Below are 12,935 nucleotides of genomic sequence, written 5' to 3'. Positions count from 1 at the left end.
AGTCTCTCCCCCGCGTGTAACTCCGAAATCGCGAGAGAGCACGCTAATAATAGCGCAATGCAAACGGCGAATAGGCTTTATGACAAAATGCGTACAATGACAACGCTAAGCGGCACTGTGCTCACATGGCAAAACGCCACGCCGGAACGCGCTAGCGCGGGCGCGGAATGCTGCGCGGATGCCTCATCTCGTAGAAGCGCAGAATCTCCTGCGCCGTTTCCTCCACAGCCCGATGCTCGGTGTGAATGACGATGCAGCCAAGGCGCCGCATGAGAGCCCGCGCCTCATCCAGATCGGCCACAACCTGTTCGGGTTCGGCGTAGGACGATGCCACCGAAAGGGCGCGGCCCAGGCGCTTGCGTCGAATGTCGACGAGCACGTCGGACGTGGTCATGAGGCCAAAAAGCCGTGAAGGATCGACGTCATACAGCTGACGCGGAGGCGTGCTCTGCAGGTCGAGCGGCACATTGCTCACGCGATACCCCTCTTGGGAAAGGTAGATGGAAATGGGCGTCTTGCCGCAGCGCGAAACGCCCAGCAACACGATGTCCGCCTTGGTAAGATCCTGCGGATTGCGGCCATCGTCGTGCTCGATGGTGAATTCCATGGCTTCGATGCGGTTGAAATAGCGCTCGTCGGTGGCATGCAACTCGCCAGGCTGCAGGATGGGCTCCATGCCGCTTACCCGCTTGATGGAGGCAACGGCATCGGTCATGAGGTCCACTGCGGCAAACTGGGGATACTCGGCGAAGAACGCACGCAGCTTCTCGTTCACCTGGGCGTCGATGATGGTGTACAGCACGATCATGTCGGGCTTGCCATACAACTCGCGATGGTACTCGGCATGGGCGAGCAGGTAATCGCGCACCTCCTCGAACGAACGCACGTTGGGAAGCAGCTCAACGCGCGGCTCCGTTTCACCGAACTGGGCAGCCGCAGCACGTGCTATGGCCGACGCGGTAGTTCCCACTGAGTCGCTAATAACGTGGATGGTGGGAATGGAAGACGTTTCCGCGCCATATTGAATGGTCTCCATATACATGCCTCCGCATAAAAAAGACGCGCCCTATGCGGGCGCGTCGAACAAACAATACACAACGTGCTTAGCGTGCCGCCTTTGCCAGCTTACCGAAATCAGCAACGCCCGAAAACGCCGAGACGAACTTGTTGAGCAACCGCAAACGATTGCTACGCAGCGCCTCGTCTTCGGCCATGACCATGACGGCCTCGAAGAACGCATCGATGGGCCCGCGCAACGAAGCGAGCTGCTTGAGCGCCGCCTCGTAATCGCCCGCAACAAGCAAGCCGGGAACCGCAGCGGAGACTGCATCGATTGCAAAGTCGAGCTCGGATTCCTCGCCCTGGAAGAGCGTTGCGTCGACTTCGATGCCCAGAGACTCATCGCGCAGGTTATTCGCCCTGTCGTACGCGATTGCCAGGTCGGCCATGACCTCGGGCATACCGGCGCGAGCCTCTTCCAACGCGCGGGTACGCTTGATGATAATGGCGGGTTCGGTTACGCCCGCGGCAAGCACGGCATCGACTGCGTCGGCAGAAGCGCCGCCGTCACGCAGGATGACCTTGGTGCGCGTAACGAAGAAGTCGACCACGGCAGCACGCACGGCATTTCGGTCGAACGTGACGCCCTGACGATCGAACTCGTCAAGCGAAAAATCGATGGCGGCATCGAGGGACACAGGAAGCCCGGCCTCGAGCATGCCAACGATGCCGATGGCGCTACGACGCAGCGCGAACGGGTCGGAAGAGCCCGTGGGACCCTGGTCGACGGCGAACAGGCCGCAGATGGTGTCGAGCTTATCGGCGAACGCAACGAGCTTGCCCACCACGGTATCGGGAGCGGCATCGCCCGCGAAACGAGGCTGGTAGTGCTGGCCAATGGCCTGCGCAACCTGCGGCGTTTCGCCGGAAGCCAAGGCATAGTAGCTGCCCATGACGCCCTGCACGCTGGTGAACTCGATAACCGCATTGGTTACGAGGTCGGCCTTGCACAGGTATGCAGCGCGCTTCAGATCGGCGGCGTCCTGCTCGGAAAGCTTCGCATCGTCGGCCAAATGGCCAGCCAAAGCAGCCAGACGCTGGGCCTTGGCGCGCACCGTGCCCAGCGATTCCTGGAACACGACGGCGTCGAGCTTCTCGACATAGGACTCGAGAGGGTTCTTCAGGTCCTCCTCGTAGAAGAACTTCGCATCGGAAAGGCGGGCACGCACTACGCGCTCGTTGCCATCGACGATGGTGGCATTGCAAGCAGGGTCGCCATTGGAGACGATGATGAAGTCGTTGGTAAGCTTGCCCTGAGCGTTGTACAGCGGGAAGTAGCGCTGGTGCATGAGCATGGCGTCGACGATGATCTCTTCCGGCACCTGCAGGAATTCCTCGTCGAACGTGGCACGCAAAGGCGTGGGATACTCGGAGAGGTTCACGACCTCGAGCAGCGTCTTCGCAGGCAGCTCGGCCTTGCAGCCCGTTTCGGCTTCGATGGCGGCAACGCCCTCGCGAATGATCTGCTCACGCTCGGCCTGGGAAGGCACAACGTAGGCAGAGCGAACGACGTCAATGAGGCGCTCGGCCGTGTCGACCACATGCTCGCCAGGAGCAAGCACGCGATGGCCCATGGTGGTGTTACCGGAAACGGCACCCGCAAACGTAACGGGAATAACCTGGTCGTCGAGCATTGCGCAAATCCAGCGAACCGGGCGCACGAAGTAATCGCGGTATGCAGCCCAGCGGCAGCTGCGGGGCCACTTCAGCATGGTGATGAATTCCGACAAAATGCCGGGAAGCAGGCTGATAATGGGCGTAGCGGGGATTTCCTTCGTGGCGTACACATACTCGACGCCGCCCTCGTCGCGACGCTCCAAGTCGTCGGGCGTAAGGCCCTTGCCACGGGCAAAGCCAATGGCAGCCTTCGTGGGATTACCTTCGGCATCGAACGCGATCTTGGCCGCAGGACCACGATATTCCTCGCGCAGCGCCTCAGTTGCCTCCGGCAGCCCGTAGCCCATCACGATGATGCGACGGGGGCTCGTGTAGATATCGAACTGCTGGAATGGAATGCGCGCAGCCTGAAACGCCTCGGGAACGGCCTTCTCGAGCTGCTTGCGTGCGGAATCAAGATCGAACGCGGGAATCTCCTCGACGCCGATTTCAAATGCGAGCGTATGCGTATTCGACATGCTACTCCCCCTTCTCTTCCTCGAGCTGGGGAGCCGAACCCACCACATGCTCCATGTACGACGCGCAGCAATCCTTCACCATGGAACGGACGCGCAGAATGTATGCCATGCGCTCGGTAGCGGAAATGACGCCACGAGCATCGAGCAGGTTGAACGCATGATTGCACTTCAAAACCCAGTCGTACGCGGGAAGCGGAAGGTTGGCGGCAAGGCACGCCTGAGCTTCGGCTTCGCAATTATCGAACAGCTGGAACAGGAAATCGGTGTTGCCGATTTCAAAGTTGTACGTAGAGAACTCACGCTCGTTTTCCAGATAGACGTCGCCATACGTGAATTCGACGCCGTCGTCGCCACGCGCCCAGATGATGTCGTAGACGCTGTCGACGCCCTGGATGTACATGGTAAGACGTTCCAGGCCGTAGGCGATTTCCACGGGAACCGGCGAGCATTCGAAGCCGCCGACCTGCTGGAAGTACGTGAACTGCGTGACTTCCATGCCATTCAGCCAGACTTCCCAGCCAAGGCCCCATGCGCCCAACGTGGGGCTTTCCCAGTCGTCTTCGACAAAGCGGACGTCGTGCTCGTTCGGCTCGATGCCGATAGCGCGCAGGCTACCCAAGTACAGATCCTGGATATTGTCGGGCGAAGGCTTCATGAGCACCTGGAACTGGTAGTAGTACTGCAGGCGATTCGGGTTCTCGCCATAGCGACCATCGGTTGGCCTGCGGCAACCCTGCACATACGCCGTACGCCAGGTATCGGGACCAAGCGAACGCAGCGTGGTGGCAGTATGGTTGGTACCAGCGCCCACCGCGCCGTCATACGGCTGCAGAATAACGCAGCCCTGCTCGGCCCAGTAATGCTGGAGATTCATAATGATGTCTTGGAATGTGGGAACGGCTCCCGCATTCACCGTGGCGTCCTGAGGTGCCATGATCCTCCTCGTAGTCTTCCTGCAAAAGAATTGATGATTAGCTAATGGGGCCGAAATGCTGGAACGGCCAGTAGATGAAGCACACGTGACCCGTGACGCTGGAAACGGGCACGGCGCCGAAATAGCGCGAATCGGCAGAGTTACCGCGATTGTCGCCCATTACCCAGATATAGCCTTCGGGAACGGTGTAGGGATATTCGACGGTGACATCGGCTGCGGTGCTGAGCGGGTACGATTGCTGCCCGTTGGTATAAGGCTCGAACGCCGCTTCCCCATCGACGTACACCACGCCGTCGACCAGATCGACCGTTTGACCACCCGTGGCAACGACGCGCTTCACGAGCGTACGGCCGTCGACTTCGGGATCGTCGAAGGTAACGATATCGCCCACCTGTACGGAGCGGGAATAATACGAAATCTTTTCCGAGAAGATGCGGTCATCCGACATGATGGTCGTTTCCATGCTGCCGGAAGGAACCTCGTAAGGCGTGATGACATACGTGCGGAGCAAATAAGCGCAGCCGACAATAAGGGCCACGATAACCAAGAATTCAACGCACGCGCGCCCGAAACCTCCCGACTTCGAAGGTGCATGGTTACCGGAATTCATCGGCTTTCCTCTCCGTGGCGAAACGCCCAAACGTTATTAATGGTGAATTTTAATGATAGCGCTTCGACGGCAGCCCATTAGCGGCTGTGCAAAGATTTCAAAAAGTCGCGGTCTTGTTGCGACAAGTTGGATTCTTCGATAAGGTCGGGGCGCAAGCGGGCGGTACGTTCGATGCTCTGCTCACGACGCCAGCGATCGATGGCCGCATGATTGCCCGAAAGCAACACGGGTGGCACCTCCATACCCCGAAACGTAGACGGGCGGGTGTACTGCGGATATTCCAGCAATCCGTCGTAGAAGCTTTCGTCAACCGCACTACCCTCGTCGCCCAGAACGCCTGGAAGCAAACGCGCAACGGCATCGATGACCACCATGCTGGCAAGTTCACCGCTGGTAAGCACGTAGTCACCCAGAGAAATGCAGCAATCGGCAAGCGAGTATGCACGCTCGTCGATGCCTTCGTAATGACCGCAGATGAACAGCAGTCGGGGCTTCTCGGAAAGTTCCTGAGCCAGCCCCTGATTGAAAGGCTCGCCCGTTGGCGTAAGGAAGAGCGTGTAGGGCTTGGGGCCCGCAGAGGCAATGCTGTCATACGCCTCGAAGATGGGCTCGCACTTCATAACGAGGCCCTGGCCACCGCCATATGGCTCGTCATCGGTGGTGCGATGGCGATCGTGCGTCCAATCGCGCAGGTCGTGAGCGTGAAATTCGAGAGCGCCCTTTTCCTGTGCGATGCGCATCATGCTCGTGCCCATCACCGATTCGTACATGCCGGGAAACGTGGAGAGCGTATCTACGATCACGATTCGTCCTCCGGCAGATCCTCGTCGGACGATTCGGAAAGCGTGAGCAGGCCAGCAGGAATGGCGGTGCCAACCACGCGCTCCTCTTCCTGAATCGAGCGAATGAACTCGTCGACGACGGGAATGAGCACTTCGCCGCGCTCACCGCGCACGACCAAAAGCGACTGACCGGGATTGTCGATAACTTCGGCTATTTCGCCCAAATCGCCGAACTCGGCATCGCATACACGCCACCCAGCAAGTGCAGAAGGCGTGCTTGCATAATCGATTTCGGGCAGACTATCACGCCTTACCAGGCAATATGACCCAATGAGCAAATCGGCGTCCGAAGCCGATTCGACACCATCGAACGATACCTCGCAGGCGTTGCCCTTGCTTTGAAACAACTCGCGCACAAACGCAGACCGGGGACCCTTCAGCGTAGGAGGCACGAAACGCACTTCCATACCCTCCGAAAGCAGGAAAGGGAGCCCCGCGATGGCTTGCACCACGAGGTTCCCTTCAAGATTCCTAGTCTTCGCTACGCGAGCTACACGAACCCACGCACCCATTTTATTCGGCAATCTCCACATCGACGTGACGATCGGCTCGGACGGCAGCGGCACGAGCAAGCGTGCGGATGGCCTTGATTACGCGACCCTGTCGACCGATGACCTTGCCCGTATCCTCTTCGTTGAGAGCGATCTCAACGAGAATGCCTGCGTCGGATTCCGTCTGGGAAACCTGCAGGTCGCCAGGATACTCAACAATAGGCTCTACGAGCGTACGAACCAATCCCGCCAGATCCATAGTCTGATCGGACATAATTTATGCGTCCTTGCGAGCGGTTTCGATGAGGCGAGCAACCGTGTCGGTGGGCTGAGCGCCATTGGCGATCCACTTGTCGACCTTCTCCAGATCGATCTTGATCATGGAAGGATCGGTGTTGGGGTTATAACGACCAACTTCGTCGATCAGACGACCGTCGCGAGGAGAGCGAGCGTCGGCGACAACGATGCGGTAGTACGGGGCCTTTTTAGCGCCATGACGGGCGAGGCGAATCTTGACCATGAAGGTGAACTCCTTTAATTTCCTACGTATACGAGAGCGTAAAAGCGCTCTTGAAAACAGCAATTGGTAATGTTAGCCCGTAGGGGCAATTTACGCAAGCATAGCATTCAAACACAAACGAAATCCAGAAAGAATACCATGCAACGCCCACAGCGACAGTGCGCTCCCCCGCCTACTGGTCGAGCATATCCTGAATCTTCTGGAGATCCTTCAGATTCATGCCAGGCATGCCGGGCAGACCGCGACGACGGCGCTTCTTGCCCTTCTTGCCCTTGCGACCCGAAGACATATCCTCGGCGGGCATCATCTGCTTGAGCATCTTCTTGGTTTCGTTGAACTTCTTCATCACCTGGTTTACCTCGGTGACCGAAACCCCAGCGCCGCGCGCGATGCGTGCGCGACGGCTGCCGTTGAGGATATCGGGATGCAGACGCTCTTCCGCCGTCATGCTGAAGATGATGTTCTCCATGCGATCGAGCGCCGACGTGTCGACCTGACCCTGGGAAAGGGCCTTGTCGCCACCAGGCAAGGCGGAAACGAGCTTGGAGATGCCACCCATCTTGCGTACGCGCTTGTTCATTTCCAGGAAGTCGTTCAAATTGAGCTGGGCCTTCATCATGCGCTCGGTCTGCTCGGCTTCCATCTGCTCTTCCTGGAGCTTCGTGGCCGATTCGATGAGGCTCACCACGTCGCCCATGCCCAAGATGCGCTTGGCCATGCGGTCGGGATGGAATTCCTCGAGCGAATCGGGCTTTTCGCCCTGGCTAATGAACTTGATGGGCTTACCAGTTACCTCGCGAATGGAAAGCGCGCCACCACCGCGAGCATCGCCGTCCATCTTCGACATGATGACGCCGTCGAAGTCGACCTGCTCGGCGAAGGCGGAAGCCACGTTCACGACGTCCTGACCGGTCATGGCGTCAACGACCATGAGAATCTGGTCGGGCTTGGTGGCCTCCTTGATATCACGCGCTTCCTGCATCATCTGCTCGTCGACATGCAGGCGACCCGCCGTGTCGATGATCACGACATCGCGCAGGTTATCAATAGCGTCCTGCACGCCTTCCTTGGCAATGCGAACCGGGTCTTGCCCATCGCCGCGATACACGCGCACGCCCATCTCGTCGCCAAGCGTTTGCAGCTGGTCGGCCGCAGCAGGACGATAGACGTCGCAAGCCACGAGCAGCGGATTGTGATTCTGCTGCTTCAGCAGGTACGCGAGCTTTGCGGATGCCGTGGTCTTACCAGAACCCTGAAGGCCCACGAGCATGATCACGTTGGGGATGCGGCTGGAAAGCACCAGGCGCGAATCGGTTTCACCCAGCAGGCGCGTGAGCTCGTCGAGAACGACCTTGATGACGTTCTGCGCCGGAGTCAGCGAATCGAGCACTTCCGCGGTCAGGCAGCGTTCCTTCGTGCGCGCAACGAAGCTCTTGACGACCTTGAAGTTGACGTCGGCTTCGAGCAGAGCCATGCGAATCTCGCGCATGGCGGCATTGATATCGTCTTCCGTGAGCCTGCCCTTGCTACGCAGGCCACCAAAAATGCTCTGGAGGCGATCGGAAAGATTCTCGAGCATGCGTATCTCCTAAAATCCCATCCACTTGAAGGCGCGCTTCAGGCGACTTTCCTTCTTGGGCTCTTCAGCAGGGGCTTCCTGCTCTACTTCAGCTTCATCCACAAGGTCGACTTCGGCCTCGGGTTCTGCTTCGTCTTCAATTTCGGGCTCGGGCTCAGGCTCAGGCTCAGGCTCAGGCTCAGGCTCAGGCTCAGGCTCAGGCTCAGGCTCAGGCTCAGGCTCAGGCTCAGGCTCAGAAGGAGCCTGCCATGCCGGCTCTTCGCTAGCAACAGCAGTTTCTTCCTCGGTGGCAACTTCGCCCGATTCGTCTACTGGTTCGGCCCCGATGAGCGCCGCGGAAAACTCTCGCGCGTCGAAATCCTGCAGGTCGGCAAGGCCCTCGCCCACGCCAATCTTGGCAATGGGAAGACCCAGCTCGTAGGAAACGGCAAGCGCGATGCCACCCTTCGCCGTGCCATCGAGCTTCGTGACAATAAGCCCGTCGAGGTCGAGGGCATCGTTGAACTTGCGCGCCTGGGAAAGGCCGTTCTGGCCCGTCGTGGCATCGATGACCAGGACCGTCTTCACGGGAATGCTCGAACGCTTGCGCACGACGCCAACGACCTTGCTCAGCTCGCGCATGAGGTCGTCGGACGTATGCAGACGGCCCGCCGTGTCGATGAGCACCAAATCGGCATTCGTTGCCTCGGCGCGCTCGATCGTGTCGTAGCAGACGCTTGCGGGGTCGGAACCACGCTCGCGTTCGACGATTTCGACATTCGCGCGCCTTCCCCACTCTTCGAGCTGCTCGATAGCGGCAGCACGAAACGTATCGGCGCTGCCAAGCAGAACGTTTCGACCCGCTTCCTTGGCGGAATAGGCAATCTTGCCCACCGTAGTCGTCTTGCCGGCACCATTGATACCCACGAACAGCACCAACACGGGATTCTCGTCGAACAAGTTCACGTCGGTGCTGGCAAAACGCTCGGCAAGCTGATCGGCGAGCGCATCCATAACGGCATACGCATCGGGAAGCGCCTGACGCGTGGCGAGCTCGCGCATGCGCTCGACGATATCGCACGCAGCAGGAGCGCCGACATCGGCAAGAATGAGGGCCTCTTCCAGACCATCCCAGAAATCATCGTCAACATCGGGACCGCGATCGAGCAGCATGTTCATGCGCTCGGCAAAACGCTGTCGCGTGTTCTGCATGCCCCGCTTCATACTCTCAAACATGGATTATCCTTCCGCGTAACGTAGAGCAGCATCGAGACGCTGGCTCATAACCTTCGTAACGCCGTCTGACTGCATCGACACGCCATAGAGCACGTCGGCCATTTCCATCGTGCGACGCTGATGCGTAATCATAATGAACTGAGTAGTATCGCGAATGGAATCGAGATACGCAACGAGCCTGCGCAGGTTCGTGTCGTCGAGCGCAGCCTCGATCTCGTCGAGGATGTAGAACGGCGTAGCGCGCGTCTCGTACACGGCAAACAGCAAGGCCATTGCCACCAGCGACTTCTCGCCACCCGACATGAGCGACATTTTCAGGATGCGCTTTCCGCTAGGCTGGGCGCTCACTTCCACGCCCGTGTTTTCGGGGTCGTCGGGATCCACCAGGGACAGCTCGCCCGAACCACCGGGGAACAATTCGCGGAAGATGCGCTGGAAGTTCGCATTCACCTGCTCGAACGTATTCACGAAATCGTCCTTCATGCGATCGTCGATGACGTGGACGATCTTCACGAGGGAGCGACGAGCCGCCATCATGTCGTCGAGCTGCGACTGGAGATAGTCGTAGCGCGTCTTGAGCTGCTCGTACTCGGCAGCGGCATCGGGGTTGATGGTGCCCATGTTGGCGATACGACGTTGAAGCTTGAACGATTCGGCCTCGAGCGCAGCACGATCTTCCAGTTCAGGCGTGCGCATGGCAACTTCCAAGGGCGTGCCGCAATCGTCGGTAATGGTGCGGATAGCGGTTTCCACCTGCATCTCAAGCCGGCCCTTCTCAACGCGCACCTGAGAGAGAAGCTCATTCGATTCGTCGAACGCATCATGCGCTTCCTTCGCCTTCGTGCGAGCGTCGTTGATCTGCTCATGCAGGCCCGCGGAGAGCTCGCGAGACGCCGCGCTGGCATCCTCCAAACGCTGGGATCGAACGCGCGAAACTTCGGCAAGGGTACGGCACACCTCGAGCAGAGGGTCGATGCGATGAGCGGCAACCGTCTTGCGCTCGATATTGCGACGAGCTACTTCGCGCGTCTTCTTCGCCTGGCGAATGTCCTGTTCGCGGGCAATGACCATACGCTTAGCGTAGTCGGTTCGCTCCTTGGCCGTAGCGGCTGCGAGCTTGGCTTCCGCAAGCGCATTCGAGGCTTCATCGGCCTGGGCGCGTACGGGGGCAAGCTCGTCACGAAGCGCTTCGATGCGATTCTTCGCATCATCGATAGTACCCGAGAGAATGGTCGCACGTTCGTCGAGCGAAACGGCTTCGGGCTGAGCGGCCTCGAGCGCCTGCTGCGCTGCCGTACGCTGGGATTCAATGGACTCGGATTCGCGCTTGAGCGCGTCAAGCGCGGACTGCGCCTGCTTCACCTGGGAAGCTGCGGCATCGGATGCGCCCTGCAGCTTCGCCTTGTCTTGCGAGGTGGAAAGCACGGCCGACTGCACAGTACGTAGTTCTTCCTCGGATTCGTCGAGCGCACGCTGGGCAAGCTCCTGAGCCTTTTGGGCTGCAGCAAGACGATCGCGCGCAGCTTCCAGCTCGCGATGGGCGGCCAGTGCATTTTCCGCATCATCGCCCGGAAGCGCATAGGTGACCTTGCCATTGGGCCACACGATGACGCCATCGAGCGTAACGGCGCGCACGCCAGATACCTGAGCGGCGACACGCTGCGCCGAGGCGATGTCATCGCAGATGAGCACGTCGCCCAAAAGGGCCTTGACCGACGCAGCCGCGGATTCGGGATACGAAAGCATGGAGACGAGCGTACGGGCGCCCTCAGGAACCTGGGGCAATTCCGCAGCGCGCATGCCGTCACGCGGAAGCAGCGACACGGAACCCGTCTCCCCCGACGCGACAATGCGCGTAGCGGCAGCAAGGGCACTTGGCTCGTCTTCGACGAAGAGCGCTTCGACGTCGGAGCCAAGCAAGAGCGTTACGAGCGCCTCGACCTCGGGCGCCGCGGTAAGGGTATCAATGAAAGGAGCAATGCGCGATTGAAGGTCGTCTGCATGTTCCTTGGTCCACAGCAAGAGCGGATTGGCTGCCGTGCGCGCACGTTCAAGCTCTTCAAGGCTCTTTACCAGGGCAGATGCAGTCGCACGTTCGTCACGCGCCTCATCGAGCGCCTGGCGGAGCTCGTCGCGCTTACGCACAGCCGCGCCCACGTTGGCCCGCGCCTCAGATTCGGCCTTCTTCGCCTCTTCCAAATCGCGCGCCATGGCATCGGCTTGCGATTTGGCCGACTCCACCGCAGCCTTGGCTGCGGCAAAGCGCTCGTCGAGTTCGGCAGCATGCGTGGCAATGAGCTTCTGCTGAGCCTGACTGCTTGCCAAGATTTCCTGAGTACGCGCCTGAGCCGCGCGAACGCCTTCAAGTTCCTGAAGCGCATCGCGACGCTTGCGCGTCTGATCGTCGAGCTGCTGCTGCAGGGAGCGCTTCTTCTCCTGGAGCTCCTGCGTGTGCGTGCGCGCTGCTGCATAGGCGGAATCGGCGGCTTCACGTGCGGCAACAGCCTCATCGAGCTGTTTTTGGGCCTGTTCCCTACGCTCTTCGAGATCTTGCAGCGAGCGCTCGGAACCCTGCAGCTGCAACTGCAGATCGGTGAGGTAACTTTGGATGGAGCGCTTGCGTTCATGCAGGAGCAGCACGTTCGAATCGAGCTTGTCGGATGCGGCCTGGGCGCGGCGCTGGTGCGTGGCAACGACGCCCGCCTCGGCCGTTTCGGCCTGGAGCTTCTTCTGCAGCTCCTCCGAAACCGCCTCGGTCTTCTCGATTTGCGTACGCAGGCCCTCGAGCTGCGAAGACAACGATTGCTCGCGCTTGAGCGTTTCGTCCCACGCTCGTTGGAGGGTACGGAGGTCGTCGACGGCAAGTTCCAGATTGACCTGGGCAAGTTGCTTGCTCACATCGCGATATTGCAAAGCGCGCTTCGCCTTACGCTCCAGAGGCTTTACCTGGCGTTCCACTTCCGCCACCACGTCGCGCACACGTGCGAGATGCTCGTCCATGCGCTCGAGCTTGCGCTGGCTCTTCGCCTTGCGCTGCTTGTGTTTCAAAACGCCCGCAGCCTCTTCGATGAGGGCACGACGGTCTTCCGGCTTGCTTTGCAGGATTTCGGCCAGATGGCCCTGGGCGATGATGGAATGCGTTCCCGTGCCCAGTCCGCTGTCGTGCAGGATGTCGAGCACGTCCATGCGTCGGGCAATGGTGCCATTGATGAGATACTCGCTTTCGCCGCTGCGATACATGCGGCGCATGATAGATACGTCGTTGAATTCCACGGGCAGCGTGCCGTCGGAATTATCGAGAACGAGCTCGACTTCGGCAACGCCAACGGGCTTGCGCGCCGAGGAGCCGGCAAAGATGACGTCTTCCATGGCCTGGCCACGAAGATTCTTCGCGTTACGTTCACCCAGCACCCAGAGAACGGCATCGGAAATATTCGACTTTCCCGAGCCGTTGGGACCCACAACCGCGGCAATGCCCGGCTCGAAGCCAAGCACGCTACGATCGGCAAACGATTTGAATCCCTTCAAGACGAGCGACTTGAGATACACG

The 12,935-nt window shown here is 59.6% G+C and carries 11 protein-coding genes; all 11 read right to left on the bottom strand.

Translation table 11 applies throughout. The features are described 5' to 3' along the window. Positions 1 to 151 precede the first annotated feature (151 nt). The 11 genes from AAY81_RS04275 to smc all read right to left on the bottom strand — a co-directional run bounded on the left by AAY81_RS04275 (position 152) and on the right by smc (position 12,934). Positions 152 to 1,036 carry a pyruvate, water dikinase regulatory protein gene (locus tag AAY81_RS04275; RefSeq protein WP_066661802.1) on the bottom strand — a complete coding sequence of 295 codons (885 nt, stop codon included), beginning with the start codon at positions 1,034 to 1,036 and terminating at the stop codon, positions 152 to 154. 67 nt (positions 1,037 to 1,103) lie between these two features. After that, entirely contained in the window at positions 1,104 to 3,194 is a 2,091-nt protein-coding gene (glyS, locus tag AAY81_RS04270; protein WP_066661800.1) for a glycine--tRNA ligase subunit beta, read from the bottom strand. A gap of 1 nt (position 3,195) precedes the next feature. Further along, positions 3,196 to 4,128, bottom strand: a complete 933-nt coding sequence (gene glyQ, locus AAY81_RS04265; RefSeq protein WP_066661792.1) for a glycine--tRNA ligase subunit alpha — start codon at positions 4,126 to 4,128, stop codon at positions 3,196 to 3,198. A 37-nt stretch (positions 4,129 to 4,165) separates the two neighbouring features. Continuing rightward, positions 4,166 to 4,738, bottom strand: coding sequence for a signal peptidase I (gene lepB / locus AAY81_RS04260; protein WP_066661789.1), 573 nt, complete (start codon positions 4,736 to 4,738; stop codon positions 4,166 to 4,168). A gap of 77 nt (positions 4,739 to 4,815) precedes the next feature. Beyond that, the gene (trmD, locus tag AAY81_RS04255; RefSeq protein WP_066661787.1) at positions 4,816 to 5,541 is read right to left on the bottom strand and encodes a tRNA (guanosine(37)-N1)-methyltransferase TrmD; all 726 of its coding nucleotides are present in this window, start codon (positions 5,539 to 5,541) and stop codon (positions 4,816 to 4,818) included. Beyond that, complete coding sequence (locus AAY81_RS04250) at positions 5,538 to 6,032, bottom strand: ribosome maturation factor RimM (protein ID WP_082867861.1); 495 nt, start codon at positions 6,030 to 6,032, stop codon at positions 5,538 to 5,540. The genes trmD and AAY81_RS04250 overlap by 4 nt, the downstream gene beginning before the upstream one ends. A gap of 61 nt (positions 6,033 to 6,093) precedes the next feature. Further along, on the bottom strand, positions 6,094 to 6,345 hold the full coding sequence (locus tag AAY81_RS04245; protein WP_066661777.1) for a KH domain-containing protein: 252 nt from the start codon (positions 6,343 to 6,345) through the stop codon (positions 6,094 to 6,096). A gap of 3 nt (positions 6,346 to 6,348) precedes the next feature. After that, complete coding sequence (gene rpsP / locus AAY81_RS04240) at positions 6,349 to 6,591, bottom strand: 30S ribosomal protein S16 (protein ID WP_066661774.1); 243 nt, start codon at positions 6,589 to 6,591, stop codon at positions 6,349 to 6,351. Between the two features lie 172 nt (positions 6,592 to 6,763). Then, positions 6,764 to 8,170: a signal recognition particle protein gene (ffh, locus tag AAY81_RS04235; RefSeq protein ID WP_066661772.1), complete on the bottom strand. Its 1,407-nt coding sequence runs from the start codon at positions 8,168 to 8,170 to the stop codon at positions 6,764 to 6,766. Between the two features lie 9 nt (positions 8,171 to 8,179). Further along, on the bottom strand, positions 8,180 to 9,385 hold the full coding sequence (gene ftsY, locus AAY81_RS04230; RefSeq protein ID WP_082867860.1) for a signal recognition particle-docking protein FtsY: 1,206 nt from the start codon (positions 9,383 to 9,385) through the stop codon (positions 8,180 to 8,182). 3 nt (positions 9,386 to 9,388) lie between these two features. Beyond that, complete coding sequence (smc, locus tag AAY81_RS04225) at positions 9,389 to 12,934, bottom strand: chromosome segregation protein SMC (protein ID WP_066661760.1); 3,546 nt, start codon at positions 12,932 to 12,934, stop codon at positions 9,389 to 9,391. Position 12,935 lies beyond the last annotated feature (1 nt).

The sequence above is a fragment of the Denitrobacterium detoxificans genome, from assembly GCF_001643775.1.
Taxonomy (GTDB): domain Bacteria; phylum Actinomycetota; class Coriobacteriia; order Coriobacteriales; family Eggerthellaceae; genus Denitrobacterium; species Denitrobacterium detoxificans.
This window is presented reverse-complemented; position numbering and strand designations above follow the sequence as displayed.